14 protein-coding genes are annotated in these 18,885 nt (G+C 70.7%); 9 read left to right on the forward strand and 5 right to left on the reverse strand.

Features of this window, described 5'->3' with window-relative positions:
• The first annotated feature begins 46 nt into the window (after positions 1-46).
• The 3 genes from K7957_RS15015 to K7957_RS15025 all read left to right on the forward strand — a co-directional run bounded on the left by K7957_RS15015 (position 47) and on the right by K7957_RS15025 (position 6,131).
• Positions 47-1,093, forward strand: a complete 1,047-nt coding sequence (locus K7957_RS15015; protein ID WP_223012793.1) for a homocysteine S-methyltransferase family protein — start codon at positions 47-49, stop codon at positions 1,091-1,093.
• Between the two features lie 127 nt (positions 1,094-1,220).
• Positions 1,221-3,914, forward strand: a complete 2,694-nt coding sequence (metH, locus tag K7957_RS15020; protein ID WP_223012794.1) for a methionine synthase — start codon at positions 1,221-1,223, stop codon at positions 3,912-3,914.
• 129 nt (positions 3,915-4,043) lie between these two features.
• Positions 4,044-6,131, forward strand: coding sequence for a catalase (locus K7957_RS15025; RefSeq protein WP_223012795.1), 2,088 nt, complete (start codon positions 4,044-4,046; stop codon positions 6,129-6,131).
• A 348-nt stretch (positions 6,132-6,479) separates the two neighbouring features.
• Here K7957_RS15025 and K7957_RS15030 read toward each other — a convergent pair whose 3' ends face one another.
• Positions 6,480-6,644, reverse strand: a complete 165-nt coding sequence (locus tag K7957_RS15030; protein WP_223012796.1) for a DUF2256 domain-containing protein — start codon at positions 6,642-6,644, stop codon at positions 6,480-6,482.
• 111 nt (positions 6,645-6,755) lie between these two features.
• Here K7957_RS15030 and K7957_RS15035 point away from each other — a divergent pair, with 111 nt between their 5' ends.
• Positions 6,756-7,808: a glycosyl hydrolase gene (locus K7957_RS15035; RefSeq protein ID WP_223012797.1), complete on the forward strand. Its 1,053-nt coding sequence runs from the start codon at positions 6,756-6,758 to the stop codon at positions 7,806-7,808.
• 159 nt (positions 7,809-7,967) lie between these two features.
• Positions 7,968-8,483: a glycine zipper 2TM domain-containing protein gene (locus tag K7957_RS15040; RefSeq protein ID WP_223012798.1), complete on the forward strand. Its 516-nt coding sequence runs from the start codon at positions 7,968-7,970 to the stop codon at positions 8,481-8,483.
• A 235-nt stretch (positions 8,484-8,718) separates the two neighbouring features.
• On the opposite strand, the gene K7957_RS15045 is transcribed toward K7957_RS15040, so the two are convergent.
• Together K7957_RS15045 and K7957_RS15050 are read right to left on the reverse strand one after the other, a co-directional pair.
• Entirely contained in the window at positions 8,719-9,615 is an 897-nt protein-coding gene (locus K7957_RS15045) for a Gfo/Idh/MocA family protein (protein ID WP_223012799.1), read from the reverse strand.
• A gap of 238 nt (positions 9,616-9,853) precedes the next feature.
• Positions 9,854-10,234, reverse strand: a complete 381-nt coding sequence (locus K7957_RS15050) for a hypothetical protein (protein ID WP_223012800.1) — start codon at positions 10,232-10,234, stop codon at positions 9,854-9,856.
• Between the two features lie 234 nt (positions 10,235-10,468).
• Between K7957_RS15050 and K7957_RS15055 the strand changes: the two genes are divergently transcribed.
• From K7957_RS15055 to K7957_RS15070, 4 genes are all read left to right on the forward strand, one after another.
• Positions 10,469-11,452 (forward strand): SdiA-regulated domain-containing protein, encoded by a 984-nt coding sequence (locus K7957_RS15055; RefSeq protein ID WP_425517210.1) that lies wholly within the window; start codon positions 10,469-10,471, stop codon positions 11,450-11,452.
• Between the two features lie 107 nt (positions 11,453-11,559).
• Positions 11,560-13,341, forward strand: coding sequence for a YbhB/YbcL family Raf kinase inhibitor-like protein (locus K7957_RS15060; protein WP_223012802.1), 1,782 nt, complete (start codon positions 11,560-11,562; stop codon positions 13,339-13,341).
• Positions 13,338-13,637, forward strand: coding sequence for a hypothetical protein (locus K7957_RS15065; RefSeq protein WP_223012803.1), 300 nt, complete (start codon positions 13,338-13,340; stop codon positions 13,635-13,637). Before K7957_RS15060 ends, K7957_RS15065 begins: the two co-directional genes overlap by 4 nt.
• Before the next feature lie 169 nt (positions 13,638-13,806).
• Positions 13,807-14,820 carry an alpha/beta fold hydrolase gene (locus tag K7957_RS15070; protein ID WP_223012804.1) on the forward strand — a complete coding sequence of 338 codons (1,014 nt, stop codon included), beginning with the start codon at positions 13,807-13,809 and terminating at the stop codon, positions 14,818-14,820.
• A 12-nt stretch (positions 14,821-14,832) separates the two neighbouring features.
• Here K7957_RS15070 and K7957_RS15075 read toward each other — a convergent pair whose 3' ends face one another.
• Positions 14,833-16,263, reverse strand: coding sequence for a M20/M25/M40 family metallo-hydrolase (locus tag K7957_RS15075; protein ID WP_223012805.1), 1,431 nt, complete (start codon positions 16,261-16,263; stop codon positions 14,833-14,835).
• 32 nt (positions 16,264-16,295) lie between these two features.
• Positions 16,296-18,614 carry a TonB-dependent receptor gene (locus K7957_RS15080; protein WP_223012806.1) on the reverse strand — a complete coding sequence of 773 codons (2,319 nt, stop codon included), beginning with the start codon at positions 18,612-18,614 and terminating at the stop codon, positions 16,296-16,298.
• Between the last annotated feature and the right edge of the window lie 271 nt (positions 18,615-18,885).

Below are 18,885 nucleotides of genomic sequence, written 5' to 3' on the forward strand. Positions count from 1 at the left end.
GGCGAGCGGTCCCCTCCCCGCGACGCGGGGAGGATTGGAAGAGACCATGACCCCACGTGACACCTTCCTCGCCGAGGCGGCGAAGCGGATCCTGATCACCGACGGCGCCTTCGGCACCGAGATCCAGAACTGGAAGCTCTCCGAGGCCGACTATGCCGGCGCGCTGACGCTCGGCCACGACCAGAAGGGCAACAACGACATCCTCGCGCTGACCAAGCCCGAGGTGCCCGAGTCGATCCACCGCGCCTATTTCGAGGCCGGGGCGGACATCGCCGAGACCAACACCTTCTCCGCCAATCGCATCAGCCAGGCCGATTACGGCGCCGAGGGTCTGGTGCGCGAGATCAACGTCGAGAGCGCGCGACTGGCGCGCCGCCTCGCCGACGAGTTCCAGGCGAAGGATGGCCGCCCGCGCTTCGTCGCCGGCGCGATCGGGCCGACCAACAAGACGCTGTCGCTCAGCCCCGACGTCAACGATCCCGGCTATCGCGAGATCGACTTCGATTACCTGAAGGACGTGTACCGCGAGCAGATCGACGCGCTGGTCGAGGGCGGCGTCGACTTCGTGCTGATCGAGACGGTGTTCGACACGCTCAACGCCAAGGCCGGGGTGATGGCGGCGATCGAGGCGGGCGAGGCGCTCGGGCGCGACCTGCCGATCATGCTGTCGATGACGCTGACCGATCTGAGCGGACGCAACCTCTCGGGGCACACGGTCGAGGCCTTCTGGCACGCGATCCGCCACGCGCGCCCGCTGACGATCGGGCTCAACTGCTCGTTCGGCGCGGAGCAGCTGCGCCCGCACGTGCGCACGCTGAGCGGCATCTGCGACACGCTGATCATGGTCTACCCCAACGCCGGGCTGCCCAACGAGCTCGGCGCCTATGACGAGGCACCCGCGACCACCGCGGGGCTGGTGGCGGAATGGGCCGAGGCTGGGCAGGTCAACGTGCTGGGCGGCTGCTGCGGCTCGACCCCGGCGCATATCGCCGCGATCGCCGAGCGCGTCCGCGGCGTCGCGCCGCGCGCGATCCCCGCGCCGCCCGTGCAGACGCGGCTCGCCGGGCTGGAGCCGTTCACCATGGCGGCGTGACGCACGGCGCTCCCTCCCCTTCAGGGGAGGGCCGGGGTGGGGCGTCGGCGTCTCACCGAGACCGGCGCGCCCGAGGAACCGCCCCACCCCAACCCCTCCCTGAAGGAGAGGGGCTAGAGAGAACATCATGACCGCTTCCGCCACCCGCTTCGTCAATATCGGCGAGCGCACCAACGTCACCGGCTCGGCGGCGTTCAAGAAGATGATCATGGCGGGCGACTACACCCGCGCGGTCGAGGTCGCGCGCCAGCAGGTCGAGAACGGCGCGCAGGTGGTCGACGTCAACATGGACGAGGGGCTGCTCGACGCGCACCACGCCATGACCACCTTCCTCAAGCTGATCGCCGCCGAGCCCGATATCGCGCGCGTGCCGATCATGATCGACAGCTCGAAGTGGAGCGTGATCGAGGCCGGGCTCAAGTGCGTCTCGGGCAAGCCGATCGTCAACTCGATCAGCATGAAGGAGGGCGAGGACCAGTTCCTCCACCACGCCCGGCTCTGCCGCAACTACGGCGCCGCGGTGGTGGTGATGGCGTTCGACGAGGTCGGCCAGGCCGACACGCAGGCGCGCAAGGTCGAGATCTGCGCGCGCGCCTATGACCTGCTCACCGGCATCGGCTTCCCGCCCGAGGACATCATCTTCGATCCCAACGTGTTCGCGGTGGCGACCGGGATCGAGGAGCATAACAACTACGCGGTCGACTTCATCGAGGCGTGCCGCGAGATCAAGGCGCGCTGCCCGCACGTCCATATCTCGGGCGGGCTCTCCAACCTGAGCTTCTCGTTCCGCGGCAACGAGCCGGTGCGGCGCGCGATGCACTCGGTGTTCCTGTACCACGCCATCCCCGCGGGCATGGACATGGCGATCGTCAACGCCGGCCAGCTCGACGTCTATGACGCGATCGACCCCGAGCTGCGCACCGCCTGCGAGGACGTCATCCTCAACCGCGACCCCGAGGCGGGCGACCGGCTGGTCGCGCTGGCGGAGCGCTTCCGCGGCACCGACGCGGTCGCAGAGAAGGCCGCGCAGGAGTGGCGCGGCTGGGACGTGGTCAAGCGGCTCGAGCACGCCTTGGTGAAGGGGATCGACGCGCACGTCGTCGACGACACCGAGGAAGCGCGCGCCGCGATCGAGACGCGCGGCGGCCGCCCGATCGAGGTGATCGAGGGCCCGCTGATGCAGGGCATGAACGTGGTCGGCGACCTGTTCGGCTCGGGCAAGATGTTCCTGCCTCAGGTGGTGAAGAGCGCGCGCGTGATGAAGAAGGCGGTGGCGCACCTGCTGCCCTATATCGAGGCGGAGAAGGCCGCGGGCGGTGCCGAGCAGCGCGGCAAGGGGCGGATGGTGATCGCCACGGTCAAGGGCGACGTCCACGACATCGGCAAGAACATCGTCGGCGTCGTGCTCCAGTGCAACGGCTTCGAGGTGATCGACCTCGGCGTGATGGTGCCCTGGTCGAAGATCCTCGACGCCGCGCGCGAGCATGACGCCGACATCGTCGGCCTCTCCGGGCTGATCACCCCCTCGCTCGACGAGATGGTGACGGTGGCGGAGGAGATGCAGCGCGCCGGCATGACGATGCCGCTGATGATCGGCGGCGCGACCACCTCCAAGGTGCACACCGCGCTGCGGATCGCGCCGGCCTATAAGGGGCCGGTGATCCACACGCTCGACGCCAGCCGCGCGGTCGGCGTGGCCACCGCGCTGGTCTCCGACACGCAGGCGGAAGGCTTCGTCGCGGGCGTCGCCGCCGAGTATCAGGCGGTGCGCGACGCGCGCGAGGGCAAGAGCGCCAACGCGCTGCTGCCGCTGGAAGAGGCGCGCAGGCGCGGGTTCGCCGCCGACATGGCGCTCAAGGCACCGCCGGCCAAGCAGCCCGGCGTCCATGTCTACGACGCCTGGGACCTCGCCGACCTGGTCGACTATATCGACTGGACGCCGTTCTTCCGCGCCTGGGAGCTGGCGGGCAACTTCCCCGCGATCCTCGACGACGTGGTGGTGGGGGAGAGCGCTCGCTCGCTCTATGCCGACGCGCGCGCGATGCTGGAGCGGATCGTCGCGGAGAAGTGGCTCACCGCGCGCGGCGTCGCCGGGCTGTGGCCGTGCCACCGCCACGACGACGACGTGTGGGTGAACGATCGCCACAGCGTCGACACGCGCTCGCCCGACGGCGCGAGCGTGCCCGCGGGGATGCACACCCCCGATCTCGACCGGCGCAACGAGCATTCTGTGCGGCTGCCGTTCCTGCGCCAGCAGATCGCCAAGCGCGAGGGGCGGGCGAACATGTGCCTCGCCGACTTCGTCGACCCCAAGGGCGACTGGATCGGCGGCTTCGCGGTCGGCATCCACGGCATCGACGCGCATCTCGCGCGCTACAAGCAGGACCACGACGATTACAACGACATCCTGCTCAAGGCGCTGGCGGACCGGCTGGCGGAGGCGTTCGCCGAGCGACTCCACGCGCATGTCCGCACCGATCTGTGGGGCTATGCGCCCGACGAGCAGCTCACCGGCGAGGCGCTGATCCGCGAGCAATATCGCGGCATCCGCCCGGCGCCGGGTTATCCGGCCTGCCCCGAGCACAGCCTCAAGCGCACCCTGTTCGACCTGCTCGAGGCGGAGAAGAACGTCGCGCTCGAGCTGACCGAGAGCTACGCCATGCTGCCGACCGCGGCGGTGAGCGGCTTCTACTTCGGCCATGCGCAGGCGGAATATTTCGGCGTGGCGCGGATCGGCGAGGACCAGGTGGCGGATTACGCGCAGCGGCTCGGCGTCGACGTGAAGCAGGCGACGCGGCTGCTGCGGCCCAATCTGGATTGAGCCACGCTCGTCTCACCGCAGTTAATTGATCTCGCTCCCTCTCGGCGGGAACGTTCGGGCGCGCCCGCCGCTACGCTATGGCACCCTGGCGCGCGCGCGTCGCCGGGGCACTGAAGCGAGGCCTTTCCAATGACCGACACGACCCTGCGCACCCCCGGCAACGGCGGCGAGACCCACCAGACGACCGACGCCGACCATCCCGTGCTCACCACCAACCACGGCATGCCGATCAGCGACAATCAGAACCAGCTCAAGGCCGGCGCGCGCGGGCCGGTGCTGCTGGAGGACGAGGTCTACCGCGAGAAGATCAACCACTTCGACCATGAGCGCATCCCGGAGCGGATCGTCCACGCGCGCGGCAGCGCGGCGCACGGCTATTTCGAATGCACCGAAAGCCTCGCCGACATCACCGTCGCCGACCTGTTCCAGAAGAAGGGCCAGCGCACGGAGGTGTTCACGCGTTTCTCGACCGTCGCGGGCGGCGCCGGGTCGGTCGATACGCCGCGCGACGTGCGCGGCTTCGCGGTGAAGTTCTACACCAGCGACGGCAATTGGGATCTGGTCGGCAACAATATACCCGTCTTCTTCATCCAGGACGCGATCAAGTTTCCCGACCTCATCCACGCCGCCAAGATGGAGGCCGACCGCGGCTACCCCCAGGCCGCAACCGCGCACGACACCTTCTGGGACTTCATCAGCCTGATGCCCGAATCGACGCACATGATCATGTGGGCGATGTCGGACCGCACGCTGCCGCGCACCTTCGCGAACATGGAGGGGTTCGGCGTCCACACCTTCCGGTTCATCAACAAGGAGGGAAAGTCGACCTTCGTCAAGTTCCACTGGAAGCCGCGCGCCGGCCTGGCCTCGACGATCTGGGATGAGACGGTGAAGATCGCCGGTGCCGATCCCGACTTCCAGCGCCGCGACCTGTTCGAGCGGATCGAGCGCGGCGACTATCCGGAATGGGATCTGGGCGTGCAGCTGTTCGACGAGGAATTTGCCAACAGTCTGCCGTATGACGTGCTCGACGCGACGAAGATCATCCCGGAGGAAGTGCTGCCGGTAAAGATCGTCGGGAAGATGGTGCTCGATCGCTATCCCGACAATTTCTTCGCCGAGACCGAGCAGGCGGCGTTCGTGCCGAGCCATGTCGTGCCCGGTATCGGCTTCTCCAACGATCCGCTGCTGCAGGGACGGCTGTTCAGCTACACTGATACGCAGCTGTCGCGTCTCGGCTCGGTCAATTTCCACCAGCTACCGATCAACGCCGCGAAGGGTCGCGCCGAGGCGGCGGGCTGCCCGTTCATGAACCAGCAGCGCGACGGTCACATGCAAATGGCCGTGCCCAAGGGGCGCGCGAACTACGAGCCGAACAGTCTTGCCAAGGCGGGCGAGCAAGCCGGCGCGCGCGAGGATCCGGACAAGGGCTACAAGACCTTCCCGTCCGAGGAGCAGGGCCAGAAGCTGCGCATCCGTCCGGAGAGCTTCGCGGACCATTACAGTCAGGCGCGGCTGTTCTTCCGCTCGCTCGATCCCGCCGAGCAGGCGCACGTCGCCTCGGCGCTGGTCTTCGAGCTGTCGAAGGTGTCGTTGCCGCACATCCGAGTCGCGGTGATGGCGAACCTGCGCAACGTCGACGAGGATCTGGCGACGCGCGTGGCCGACGGCCTCGCGATGGACCTCCCCGAGGCATCGCCGACCGCCGCACCGGTGCTCGACATGGAGCCTTCGCCGGCGCTGCGGATCGTGCGCGGCCCGCGCGAGAAGCACACGTTGGAGGGGCGCACCGTCGGCATCTTCTTCGCCGACGGCACCGACCGCGAGGAGTATGACTCGCTGATCGCCGCCGTCAAAGGCGCGGGCGGCCACCCGCTGACGATCGCGCCCAAGGTGGGCAAGGTGCCGCTCTCCGACGGCTCGACCGTGACCGCGGACGCGCAGCTGTTCGGCCAGCCCTCGGTGACGGTCGACGCCTGCGCGGTGATCCTCTCCGCCGAGGCCTGCGCCAAGCTGGTCAAGGAGGGCGCCGCGGTACAGTGGGTGATGGACGCCTTCGGCCACCTCAAGGCGATCGGGCACAATGCGGACTCGAAGCCACTGCTCGACAAGGCGGGCGTCGAGCCCGACGCCGGCGTGACCGACCTCGAGCTGTTCGTCGACGCCGCCAAGCAGCGTTACTGGGACCGCGAGCCCAAGGTGCGCACGCTGGCGTGAAGGAGGGGCGCCTCGGACGTGCTCCGCGGTCGCGATGCTCCGGGACGTTTCGAGGCAGTACCTGGCGCAGGCCGGGACCCAGGAAGGGGGCGGGTGGTGTGTCTCACCCCGGCCGTCCCCGCTGGACCACGGCGGCCGCGGGGCGCATCAGCGACTGACATTCTCATCCACTTCATTCGAACGGTCGGCGTGCTCCGGTGAACGCCGGAGGCCAGGGTCACCAGCCTACCGCCTGCGGCGCTGGGCTCCCGCATGCGCGGGAGCACGGGGCGGCTTGGATAAACCAGTCCCTCGTGAGTCCCACGTTCGCTCTCGCATTTGCACCGCGGCCTCGGCCCGGGTGACGGGTCAGCGGGGCGGCGCCACCTCACCCTCGCGCGCTCCCACCCCGCGGCAGCGGTCGGAGCAGTAGCGGACCTGCTCCCAGTCACGCGCCCATTTCTTGCGCCACGCGAACGGGCGGTGGCAGCTCGCGCAGATCTTCTCGGGCAGATGCGGTTTGTGATGCGCCATGCGGCACCAACAAGCGAACACGCGCGGCGCTCCGCGGCGGCGCTAACCGGATAACAACCTCGCTCCTCTACCAGCCGGCGCACCGCTTCCCGAGAGTGATCGCGCGCCGCCATGACCCAGATCCGTCCCCTCGCGCCGCTCGCCGCGGCGCTCCTGCTCGCCGGCTGCGGCGGTGGCAGCGGCCAGACGAGCGCCGTGAGCGCGGTGGCGGTCGCGCCCTCCGCGGCGCCGGTCGTCACCACCGCGCCGACTCCGATGCCGACGCCGACGCCCGCTCCCACGCCGACGCCGACGCCGACGCCGGTAGCGACCCCGACCGCCGCCGCCCCCGACTTCCAGTCGGTCGTCTATGTCGGCAACGACGTGCCCGATCTCGCCGCTTATGAGTCGTGGCTCGGCCGGCCCACCGACGGCGTCCAGCTGTTCAGCGGCCGCAACGGCTGGGCCGACTGGTCCGACTCGATCGGCTGGCTCGCCGACCGCTGGAAGGGTGTCGCGCGCACGCATTACTGGTCGATCCCGCTGTTCGCCGAGGGCGGCACGCTCGCCGCCGCCGCGGCGGGCGATTATGACTCACGCTGGCGCGGCGCAGCAGCGGCGCTGCTCGCGAACAGCCCCGGCGACTCGACCATCGCGGTGCGCACCGGCTGGGAGTTCAACGGCGACTGGCAGCCCTGGGCGGCCAAGGGCAAGGAGGCCGAGTATCGCGCCGCCTACCGCCGCTTCGTCGCCAGCTTCCGCGCGGTGTCGGACCGCTTCCGCTTCGAGTGGACCCCCAATGTCGGAGACTTCGGCACCAACCCGGAGGACAGCTACCCCGGCGACGAGTTCGTCGACCTGATCGGCATGGACTTCTACTATAACCACGAGTGGGACCCGGCCGACCCGGTCGCCGCCTTCAACTACAAGGTATCGGAGCGATATGGCCTCGCCTGGCACCAGGACTTCGCCGCGCGCCACGGCAAGCCGACGGCCTACGCCGAGTGGGGCGTCAGCCGCGACTCGGACGCGCCCTATGTCACGCTCGCGCTCGCCTGGTTCGCCGCGCACCAGGTGGTCTACGCCTCGTACTGGAACTCGAACGCCGCCTATTCGGGTAAGCTGAGCGACGGACAATATCCGGCCGTGGCCAGCGCCTATCGCGTGCTCGCGGCGGGTAAGTGATACTTGCCAGTCACTTGGCCAGGGATGCCGATGAGCCTCGCGCTGCCTGGCTGAACCGCGGCTAACGCGCGCATTCAGCCCGCGCTCAAGCGCCGGCTTCTATCACGATCCTCGTCACGGCCACCGGGCCGCGGCGGGTGAGGGACAGGAGCTGGAGTGATGCTGGGGAAATTCTCGGTCGCCATGGGATCGGTCGCGCTGGCGGTGGCGGCGCTGACCCCGGTCGCGGCGCAGGCGCAGCGCTACCACGAGCGTGAGGTCTATGAGCGCGACTACGATCCGCGCGACTATGACCAGCGCGGCTATGACCAGCGCGGCTACGACGACGACGGCTATCGCGACCACGCGCGTGCCTATCGCCAGGCCTATCGCGACGGGTGGAACCGCGAGCCGGCCTATGGCTATGACGAGCGCGACCGCGGCTATGAGCGCTACGAGCGCCGCGTCTACGACGATCGCGGGCGCTACGACGATCGCCGCTACCGCTATGGCTCGGGTCGCTGCCAGAGCGGCACGACGGGCTCGATCGTCGGCGCGATCGCGGGCGGGCTGCTGGGCCGCACGATCGACCGCGGCGGCGACCGCACGCTCGGCACCGTGCTCGGCGCCGGCGCGGGCGCGCTCGCGGGCAACGCGGTGGAGCGCGCCGACAACGGCGACTACTGCCGGCGGTGAGAGGCGGGGGCGGCGGCGGGACGCTCGCCGCTGTCCTACTCCCATCGCTGCTAGCCGCCCGACTGAGCCTTCCCTCATCCCGGACTCGGTCCGGGATGTACGGTGCCGCGAACCCCTTAGGCGTTGGTCAGGCGGAAGAGTGGATCCCGGAGCAAGTCCGCCATGACGCAAGCTGAAGAGTGGCGCGCGACCCATTCCGCTCGATAGCGCTACGTCTCCGGGAGTACGGTCCAGCTCACCCCGCCGACTCGGCGTGGCGCACGATCTCCTCGCACATCGCATGAGTCCGCAGGATCGCGTCGGCGTCGACCGGGCGGCGCTCGCGCGCGGCGGCGACGAAGTCGTCGCACATCGCCTCGAACCCGCGCTGGCGTCCTACCGCGGTCCAGTCACCGCGCCGGTGTCGCTGCTGCGTTCCCGCCGTGTCGATCCGCCCGGCGAGGTCGAGCACGGTGTGGCGCTCGCCCGCGCCGATCACGTCCAGCCGCTCCTCGTCGAGCCCGCTGTCGCGGTGCATCAGGCCGATCGCGCCGAAGCCGTCGCCCGCGAGCGTCAGCGTGACGGCGTGGAGCAGCCCGTCCGCCACCTGGGTCTCGATCGCATGCCGCCGCACCTCGCTGGGCGCCAGGAAGTGGAGCGTGTCGACCACGTGGATGAAGTCGTCGAACACCACCCGGCGCGCACGGTCTGGGTGGCGATGGCGGTGCTTCTCGAGCGTGATCAGCGTGCCGCGCCCGCGCAGCGCGGCATAGTCGGGCGCGAAGCGGCGGTTGAAGCCGAGCGCCAGCGGCGTGTCGCGCCGCTGCGCCCGCTCCACCAACGCTTCCGCCGCGGCGAGCGTGTCGGCGAGCGGCTTGTCGACGAAGGTGGCGACGCCGCGCTCGAGCAATGCGGCGACCAGCTCGGGGTGTGCCGGCGTGGCGGCGTGGACGAAGGCGGCGTCGAAGCGGGTCGCGGCGAGCGCCGCGTCGAGGCTCGCGTGTTGGTGCGGCAGGCGGTGCTCGCGCGCGACCTGCGCGCGCACCGCAGGGTCGCGCGTGGCGACGTGCAGCTCGATGTCGCCGCGCGCCGCCAGCAACGGCAGATACGCCTTGCGGGCGATGTCGCCCAATCCCACCATCAGCACGCGCATCATTGTCTCCGCCGGTAGCGACCGTGCCCTACAGTCTGATCCACCTTAACTGAACCGTCAGCGTGCTTCGGCGGAGGCCGGAGCCCAGAGCCGCCAACGTCCCGGTCCGTCGCTCGGGGCTCCCGCATGCGCGGGAGCACGGGTCGGCTTGGATGGATCAGCGTTGGGGTGTCACAAGCGAAGGCGGCGACCGGCGGGTGCGGGCGGGCGAGGGCCGCGCCCTCGCCCGCCGTGAGCCTCACTTCTTGGTGCGCGCGCGCTTCGGTGCCGCGGCGGCCTCCGCGTCCTCCTCCTCGTCGGGCTGCTCCTCGCCCGCCTCGCTCAGCGCCTCGCCCAGGGCCTTGAGCTTGTCCTGCTGCTTGTCCGCCTTGTCCGCGATCTTGGTGGTCGCGGCGCCGAGGCGGTGAAGCAGGTCGTGGACGCGGTCGGCGTCGGGCTCGCCCTTCTCCAGCTGCTTGCGGAGCGCAGCGAGGTCGCGGAGGATGCCCTTGGCGCCGGGCGTGTCCACCTCGGCCAGCGCGGCCTCCCAGTCTTCCACCATCGTCGCGCCCTTGGCAGGCTTGGTGCCCTCGAGGCCGCGGTTGATCGCGTTCATCGTCCCGGCGAATTTGACGGCCATGTCGAAATCCTTCTCATCGCCGGCTCAGTCCGGCGCCCGTCAACGACGTGGGTGAGGAAAAGAACCCAGGTATAACAACTAAATCAATCGAAGTTGTCGGGTACGGTCGCGATCGCACCTCTTGGTTAACGAATTCGTCATCACGCCGTCACCGCGCGCGCCGAGACCTGACGGGTCGGCGCCGCAGGGACGGGACGCGAGCGACGGAAGCGGGGAAGAGCCATGAAGACGACGATGCTGCTGCGCGCGGGACTGATCGCGACCGTGCTCGGGGCCACGCCGGCGGCGGCGACGGGTCTGCTCGACCATTATACCGTCAGCTATGCCAAGCCGATCGACACCCAGGAGGCCAGCGCCGTCGCCTATGACTGGGACACGCGGCGCCTGATGGTCACCAACGATGAAGAGGACAAGGCCGGTCGCAGCGTGTGGGGCGAATATGACCTCGCCGGCAACAAGACCGCCACGATCATCCTCAACGGCTGCCTCTCGCTCGGCTCGGCGCAGTGCGATCCCGAGGGGCTCACCTATGTCGGCGGCGGGCGCTACGCGGTCGCGGAGGAGCGCTACCAGGACATGGCGCTGATCGGCGACGTGGGCGCGAGCGGCGACACCCGCACCTACACCGCTTATCCCGACGCGCCCACGGTGAGCGTCGGCCCGGACGCGGGCAACAGCGGGCTGGAGGGGATCGCCTATGATCGCGCCACCGGCACCTATTACGGGGTCAAGGAAACCTCGCCGCAGACGGTATGGCAGATCACCGACGTCGACTTCGCGGGCCGCACGGGCACCGTCGGCTCGCTGTTCGATCCCGCGCCGCTCGGGCTCAACCGGCTGTCCGACATCGCGGTGCTGTCGAACGGCGCGCTCGCCGGCACGGCCTTCGGGGACCATCTGCTGCTGCTCAGCGGCCGCTCGTTCCAGCTGCTCGAGGTGACGAAGGCGGGTGCGCTGGTCAGCTCCTACGATCTGTCGGGGTTCAAGTCGCTCGTCGATCCGGCCGACGAGGGGGGCAAGTTCGAGGGCGTGACGCTCGACGACGGCGGCAACATCTACCTGGTCAGCGACGACGGCGACGGGCCCAACCAGTCCTATCTGGTCAAGCTCGGCTATACCGCCGCGGTGCCCGAGCCCGCGACCTGGGCGATGATGATCGCCGGCTTCGCGCTGGTCGGCGGCGCGCTGCGGCGCCGTCGTTCCGTCGCGCTGGCCTGAGCCACTGCCACTCGATGGAGCGCTGCCCGGGTCCGATCGGCCGACATGTCGGCGGAGCCGCGGGCGGCGTGGCGCATTATGGCCATCATCGCCACCGGGAGACGAAGATGAAGGCCGCGCTGCTCGCTTACGCTCTGCTCTTCCCGCTGAGCGCGGCGGCGCAGAGCAGCCCCGAGGACAATGACAAACGCCCGGTCGCGGCGCATTTCTACGAGCTCACCCCGCGCACGCCCGGCGCCGACTTCGCCGCCTCGCTGCGCGTCCCGCGCGGCTATCGCGTCGCGGTGTGGGCGAGCGAGCTCGGCAACGCCCGGATGCTCGCGGTCGCGCCCGACGGCTCGGTCTATGTCAGCCGCCGCTCCGAGGCCGACATCATCCGCCTGGTCGACGCCGACGGCGACGGCCGCGCCGACGGTCCGCCGACCGTGATCGTCAACCGGCCGGGACTGCACGGGCTGACGATCCACGCCGGGCAGCTCTATTTCATGACCGCGCGCGAGGTGTTCCGCGCGGCGCTGCGCCCCGACGGCGGCATCGGCGCGGTGGAGACGCTGATCGACGACCTGCCCGACGCCGGGCAGCATCCCAACCGCACACTCGCGGTCGGCCCCGACGAGATGCTGTACATCAGCGTCGGCTCCACCTGTAACGCCTGCGACGAGACCAGCCAGGAGAGCGCGACGCTGCTGCGCGCCAGCCTCGACGGCAAGCGCCGCTCGGTCTGGGCCTCGGGCCTGCGCAACACGATCGGCTTCGGCTGGCACCCGCGCACCGGGGCGCTGTGGGGCTGGGACCAGGGCATCGACTGGCTCGGCAACGACCTTCAGCGCGAGGAGATCAACCTGATCGAGCGCGGCCACCGCTACGGCTGGCCCTATGTGTTCGAGGACGGCCAGCGCAACCCGCAGGACGAGCCCCCCGGCGGCCTCACCGCGGCGCGCTGGGCCGACGCCTCCACCGCGCCGACGCTGATGCACGTCGCGCACTCGGCGGGGATGCAATGGGCCTTCCACCCGGGCGGCGGGTTCGGCTCGGACGCCGCCGGGGACGCCTTCGTCGCGCTGCGCGGCAGCTGGAACCGCAAGCCCGCCTCTGGCTACGAGCTCGCGCGCGTGCGCTTCGACGCCGCCGGGCGCCCGACGCGGGTGGAGAGCTTCGTCAGCGGCTTCATGGGCCGCGACGGCACCAGCCAATATGGCCGGCCGTGCGGGGTGGCGGTGCTGCGCGACGGCTCGCTGCTGTTCTCCGACGACGCCAACGGCATCCTCTACCGCGTCAGCTACGACGGCGCCGCCGGCCCAGCCGCGCCGCTTGCGCCACCGGCGGGGCCGATGCGCGAGCAGGCGGCGCGCGGCACCAACGTGCCGCTCGCGCTGGCGCGGCCCGAGACCGCGGCGCGCGGCCCGGCGATCGCGGTCGGCGCCGACGCCTTCGCCGACCAGGGCATGATCCCGCGCGAGCACAGCGAATATGGCCTCGGCATCTCGCCCGCGCTGCACTGGACCGCGGTACCCGGCGCGGCGAGCTACGCGATCCTGGTCGAGGACCCGGACGGCTCGGCCAAGCCGGTGGTGCACTGGCTCGCGTGGAACGTCCCGGCGGGCACGCACGCGCTGCCCGCGGGATTGCAGGAGCGCGACCGCCTCGACGGCGAGGCGCTCAGAGGCATGATGCAGGGCGCGACGACGCGCGGCACGATCGGCTGGTACGGCCCGCGGCCGCCGCGCGGCGACACGCCGCACGCCTATCACTTCCAGGTGCTCGCACTCGACCGACCGATCGAGCTGCCGCTCGGCGCGACGCGCGATCAGCTGCTCGCCGCCGCGGCCGGTCACGTGCTCGCGCGCGGCGAGACGGTGGGGCGGTACGGCGAGGCGGCGGCGCGATGACCGACGCCGCCGCCCGCGCGCTCCTCGGCGACGATCGGTCACCCGCCGCGGGCGGGCTGCTCCGCGCGCTGTGGCACGGCGCGCGCGGCGAGTGGGAGGCGGCGCACGCGATCGCGCAGGACGATCCGAGCGCCGCGGGTGCCTGGGTCCACGCCTGGCTCCATCGCGTCGAGGGTGACGACGCCAACGCGGCCTATTGGTACCGCCGCGCCGGGCGCCCGATCGCCGCCGGGCCGACCGAGGACGAGGCGCGCGCGATCGCCGCGGCGCTGCTGGGTGAGACGGGCGCGGGCTAAGGGAGGACGGCTTATCGCGCGCGTGACCGTGCTCCCGCGCATGCAGGGGCGCGGGATCGCGAACGATCACGCTTCTGGCGCTGGCCTCCTGCGTGCGCAGGAGCACGGCGATCTCCTCCGCGGGGGCGCCAACCGCGGATAGATCGCACCGCCCGACGGTTCACCCGGCATGCCCCGCCTCCGCCTCGCCGCCGCGCTCTGCCTCGCTCCCGCTCTCGCCTTCCTTCCAGCGGGCGCCGCGGCGCGCGACGTCTCGCTCGGCGCCGATCTCGAGCGCTACGCCTACCCCGCCCCGGTGCACTGGTTCGCCGCAGACTCGCAGGGCGCGCGCGTGCGCATGGCCTATCTCGACGTGCCGCCGGCCGCGGCACCCAACGGCCGCACTGTGGTGCTGCTCCACGGCAAGAACTTCTGCGCCGCGACCTGGTACGACACCGCGCGGCGGCTCGCCGCGGCGGGCTATCGCGTGATCGCGCCCGACCAGATCGGCTTCTGCAAGTCCTCCAAGCCGGCGGGCTATCAGTACAGCTTCCACGCCATGGCGGCGCTGACCCGCTCGCTGCTGGAGCAGGCGGGCGCGGGGAGGGTGGTGCTCGTCGGCCATTCCACCGGCGGCGTGCTCGCCGCGCGCTTCGCTCTGCTCTATCCCGATCGGGTGGAGCGGCTGGTGCTGGTCAACCCGCTCGGCCTCAACGACACGCTCGCGGAAGGCGTGCCGTACACAGACCTGGGCGCGCTGCGCGCCGAGGAGGCGAAGACCAGCGCGGCGACGATCAAGGCCTATCAGCTCCGCAACTATTATCACGGCAGCTGGCGGCCCGCCTATGACCGATGGGTGGCGATGCTGGCGGGGCAATATGCCGGCGCGGACGGCGACCGGGTGCGCGACGCGCAGGCGCGCCTGTCCGATATGATCCAGACCCAGCCCGTCGCGGCGGAGCTGCCGCGGCTGGCGGTCCCGACCGTGCTGCTGATCGGGCAGCGCGACCTCACCGCCTTCCGCGCCGGCTCGGCCCCGCCCGAGGCGCGCGCCGCGGTCCGCACCGTGCCGCAGGCGGCGGAGCAGGCGGTGGCGCGGATCCCCGGCGCGCGGCTGGTGCGGCTGGGCGCGCTCGGCCACGCGCCCCAGGTCGAGGATCCCGACGCCTTCCTCGCGGCGCTGCGCGCGGCGATCGAGCGGTGAGCATCGCGCGGCTCAGTGCTGCGCGACGTAGCCGACGAGATCGTAGATATAGTCGCGCCCGCGGTACAGCGCGTCGGCGGGGATACGCTCGTTGAGCCCGTGCGTGCCCGCGGTAGCGGGATCGTTCCACAGCCCCGGGATGCCGTAGGTCGGCACGCCGATCTTGCTGAGATAGGTCGCGTCGGTGGCGCCGGCGGACTGGGTGAGGATCACCGGCACGCCGGGGAAGTGTTTCGCCCCGATCGCCGCGATCGGCCGGAGGATCGCGGGATCGAGCGGCGCGCTCTCGGCCACCGGGCGCTCCTGGATCTTGCTGCGGAGTATCTTCACCTGCGGGTCGGCGACGACCCGCTCGATCGCCGCGCGCGTCTCGTCGGCGGTCTCGCCCGGCACGATGCGGCAGTTGACCGAGGCGGCAGCGCGCTGCGGCAGCGCGTTGGCGGCATGCCCGGCCTCCAGCATCGTGGCGACGCAGGTGGTGCGCAGCAGCGGGTCGAGCGCGAGATCGCGCGACACCGCCTCGGCCGCGGCGGCATCGCCGGGCGTGGCAGCGAGCCGCACCATGGCCGCGCCGGTCGCGTCCTCGCGCAGCGCGCCGGCCTTGGCGAGATAGGCCTGCGACACCGGGTTGAGCCTGACCGGGAAGCGCAGGGTGCTGAGCCGGGTCAGCGCGGCGGCGAGGCGATAGATCGCGTTGTCGGGCCGCGGCTGCGAGCTATGGCCGCCGCGATCGGTGACCTCGAGGATGAAATTGCGCGGCGACTTCTGCGCGACCTGGACGCCGAGCGTCTCCGGCCCGCCGCCGGGCGCGGTGCGGCCGCCGCCGCCCTCGTTGAAGGCGAAGCCGGCGCGGACCAGCTCGGGGCGATGGTCGACCAGCCAGCCGGCGCCATTGAGCACGCGCTCGTTCGAGCCCTCCTCGCCGCACGTCAGCGCGAGCTTGACGGTGCGCCTGGGCGCGGTGCCGCGCTGCTTGAGGCGGATCATCGTGTCGGCGAAGATCGCCGCCTGCGCCTTGTCGTCGCTGGCGCCGCGCGCGTAGAAGAAGCCGTCCTCCTCGATCAGCTGGAACGGGTCGCGCTGCCAGTCCTCGCGCTTGGCCTCGACCACGTCGATATGCGCGAGCAGCAGCAGCGCGGGGCGCTTGGCGTCCGCGCCGGCGAGCGTGGCGACCAGGCCGCCGTCGCGCGGGCGACCCTCGGGGACGTAGACCGTGAGATCGGAGTCGGCATAGCCCGCCGCGCTCAGCCGCGCCGCGACCTGGCGCGCCGCCTGGGTGCAGTCGCCGACCGATGAGGTGGTGTTGGTCTCGACCAGTTCGCGGTACAGCTCGCGGAATGCGGCGCGGTCGGGGCGCGCCGCGGCGACGGGCGCCTGGGCCGCGGCGGCGAGCGGTTGAAGCAGAGCGGCGGCCGCGGTGGCGGCGGTGACGAGGCGGTGCATGATTGTTCCTCTCGGACGGCGGGAAGGGCGGTTCAGAAGCTCTGGCGCAGGTTGACGCCGATCGTGCGCGGGCGCGTGCTGACATAATAATCGGGCGTGCCCGTCGCCGAGGCGACGCGATTGAGGCCGTTCTCGTTGAACAGGTTGCTGGCGAAGACATAGGCGCCGAAGCCCTGCCCCTCGATCCCGACGCGGGCGTTGACGATGCTATAGTCGCCGATGCGGCGATAGAAAGCGTTGCTCTCGCGCAGCTCGGTCGTCATCCGACCGGTATAGGTATAATCCAGCCGGAACAGCCCGTTGAAGCGGTCGTCGATGGGCGGGGCATAGTCGATCCCGGCGGCGGCGGTGGCGCGCGGGACATAGGTCAGCACGTCGCCCGAGCGCCCCGGCGCGGTGATGAAGCCGGTGGAGTCGACCTGGTCGGAGGTCAGCTTCGCGTCATTGTAGTTGACGCTGCCGCTCAGCGTGAGGTGGCGCAGCGGGCGCGCGCTCGCCTCAAGCTCGACGCCTTCGACGCGCACGCCGGCGAGGTTGTAGATGAAGTTGAAGTTGCCGCCGCCCTGCTGGAGCGTCGAGACACTGGTCTGCACCTCGTCCCAGTCGGTGCGATAGACCGCCAGGTTGAGCGTCAGCCGCCGGTCGAACCAGGAGGTCTTCGCGCCCAGCTCGTAGTTCCACAGCGAGTCGGGCCGGTAGACGAGATATGGCGCGGGCAGGTTGGGGATGTTGTTGGCGCCGCCCGGGCGAAAGCCCTGCGCCGCATTGGCGTAGAGCAGCAGGTCGCGCGTCAGCTTCAGCTCGGCGTTGAACTTCTTCACCCAGCCCTTGGCGTTGGCGGTCGTCTCCTCGTAGGCGCGCGGTTCCTGGCCGTTGGTGAAATTATAGCCGAGATACGCGCCGCCCACCGTCTTGGTATAGTCGAAGTGGCGCAGCCCGACGGTGAGCGTCAGCGGCGCGAACAGGCGATAGCCGAGCTCGCCGAAGAAGGCGGTCTGCTCGACGCTGGTGAGGATGTTGCGGCCGCCGAGATCGTCGACCGGGTCGCGCTGGCCGCCGGTGATCGGGTCGCCCGCGAAGGGCAACGTGTCGACGCGATCGAAGCGGTCCTCGTGGAACAGGCCCACGGTATAGGTCAGCGGGCCGGTGCCGTTGGAGCCGAGCCGTGCCTCCTGGATGAAGTTGCGCACGTAGCGCGGCTGATAGGCGCCGAACGGCGCCTTGGAGCGGGCATAGGCCTGGTAGGCGCTGCGCTGCGCCGCGGTGCAGCTCGTGACCGGCACACCGAGCGCGACGCGGGTGTAGAGCGGACACCAGCGCGCGCCCGAGACCACGCTGGCGAAGGCGGCGTTGTTGTCGTTGGTGCTCTCGACGTCCCAGCGATACCAGGAGGCGCTCGCGGTGAGCGTTGCGAAGCCGAGGTCGAAGCGGCCGACGCCGTTGTACAGCTGCAGCTTGTCGTGCCACGGCTGGAAGATCTGGAAGTCGGCGCGGTAGCGACCCAGCGCCGAGCTGTACTGCGAGGTGCCGGCGATATCCTGCGTCTGCAGCAGCGCGGTCGCGGTCATCGTCACCGCGCTGCTGGGCGTATAGGCCAGGATCGCGCGCCCGCCCTCCAGCGTGGCGCGGTTGGTGTCGCGGCGGTCGAGCAGCGTATAGTCGACGAAGCCCGGCTGCCGCTCGCGATAGCCGACGACGCGCAGCGCCAGCCGGTCGGCGACGAGCGGAACGTTGAGCGCTCCTTTGGCGAAATAGCCGATGCCGCCGTCGCGCGTGCTGCTCGCCTGCACCTCGACCGTACCGGCGTAAGCGGTCGGGTCGGGCTGGTTGAAGAGGACGCGCAGCGTGCCGCCCATCGAGCCCGAGCCGTAGAGCGTCCCCTGCGGCCCGCGCAGCACCTCGACCCGCTCGACGTCGAAGAGGTTGAGGTTGGGCGTGTTGCCCGCCGGGTCCGAGTTGGTGCCGGAGGGGCCGGTGAGCGGCGTCTCGCCGTAATAGAGGCCGACGGTGCTCTCGCCCGCGGCCTGCACGCCCCGGATCGAGACGCGGGTGCGTCCCGAGTCGCTCTCGGTGAGCTGCAGCCCTGGGACCTGGCGGATCACGTCGGCGATCGTGGTGGCACCCAGCCGCGAGAGCTGGTTCTCGCCCAGCGCCGATATCGCGATCGGGGTGGCCTGCACGGTCGACTGGCGGCGCAGGGCGGTGACGACGACGTCGCCGGACTCGTCGGTGCCGGCGGGCGTCTCCGCGGCCCCGCCGGCCGCGGCGGGCGCAGGTGCGACCTGCGCGAACGATGGCGAGGATGCAGTGACGGTGGCGAGGAGAAACGCGGCTGGCCCGATCGGTCGCATGATGCCCCTTAGTTTTTCTTGCGAGGCGCGCCGCTCGGCGACGCGCTGGCACGATCATCAACGCATTATCCGATCGGAGCAATAGGATATCGCCGTGCGGTTGATTCGTGCCGGACCGGTCGCGTCGGCGCCACTCGCGTCGGCACGGCGACCGGTCAGCGCGGCGCGGCGCTCGCTCGACGCGACGTCGCGGCGATCGGTGCGTTTCGCCGGCATGAACACGGCGCCCGCGCTGATCGCGATGTCCCTGGCGGCAGCCGCCCCAGGCAGC

The sequence above is a fragment of the Sphingomonas yunnanensis genome (assembly GCF_019898765.1).
GTDB classification, from domain to species: domain Bacteria; phylum Pseudomonadota; class Alphaproteobacteria; order Sphingomonadales; family Sphingomonadaceae; genus Sphingomonas; species Sphingomonas yunnanensis.

Bases quoted from the DNA above. Each gene is read 5' to 3' on its own strand.
- K7957_RS15040 (WP_223012798.1), top strand. From the start codon at position 7,968: ATGCTGGGGAAATTCTCGGTCGCCATGGGATCGGTCGCGCTGGCGGTG.
- K7957_RS15025 (WP_223012795.1), top strand. From the start codon at position 4,044: ATGACCGACACGACCCTGCGCACCCCCGGCAACGGCGGCGAGACCCAC.
- K7957_RS15080 (WP_223012806.1), bottom strand. From the start codon at position 18,614: ATGCGACCGATCGGGCCAGCCGCGTTTCTCCTCGCCACCGTCACTGCA.
- metH (WP_223012794.1), top strand. From the start codon at position 1,221: ATGACCGCTTCCGCCACCCGCTTCGTCAATATCGGCGAGCGCACCAAC.
- K7957_RS15075 (WP_223012805.1), bottom strand. From the start codon at position 16,263: ATGCACCGCCTCGTCACCGCCGCCACCGCGGCCGCCGCTCTGCTTCAA.
- K7957_RS15030 (WP_223012796.1), bottom strand. From the start codon at position 6,644: ATGGCGCATCACAAACCGCATCTGCCCGAGAAGATCTGCGCGAGCTGC.
- K7957_RS15070 (WP_223012804.1), top strand. From the start codon at position 13,807: ATGCCCCGCCTCCGCCTCGCCGCCGCGCTCTGCCTCGCTCCCGCTCTC.
- K7957_RS15055 (WP_425517210.1), top strand. From the start codon at position 10,469: ATGCTGCTGCGCGCGGGACTGATCGCGACCGTGCTCGGGGCCACGCCG.
- K7957_RS15015 (WP_223012793.1), top strand. From the start codon at position 47: ATGACCCCACGTGACACCTTCCTCGCCGAGGCGGCGAAGCGGATCCTG.
- K7957_RS15035 (WP_223012797.1), top strand. From the start codon at position 6,756: ATGACCCAGATCCGTCCCCTCGCGCCGCTCGCCGCGGCGCTCCTGCTC.
- K7957_RS15045 (WP_223012799.1), bottom strand. From the start codon at position 9,615: ATGCGCGTGCTGATGGTGGGATTGGGCGACATCGCCCGCAAGGCGTAT.
- K7957_RS15060 (WP_223012802.1), top strand. From the start codon at position 11,560: ATGAAGGCCGCGCTGCTCGCTTACGCTCTGCTCTTCCCGCTGAGCGCG.
- K7957_RS15065 (WP_223012803.1), top strand. From the start codon at position 13,338: ATGACCGACGCCGCCGCCCGCGCGCTCCTCGGCGACGATCGGTCACCC.
- K7957_RS15050 (WP_223012800.1), bottom strand. From the start codon at position 10,234: ATGGCCGTCAAATTCGCCGGGACGATGAACGCGATCAACCGCGGCCTC.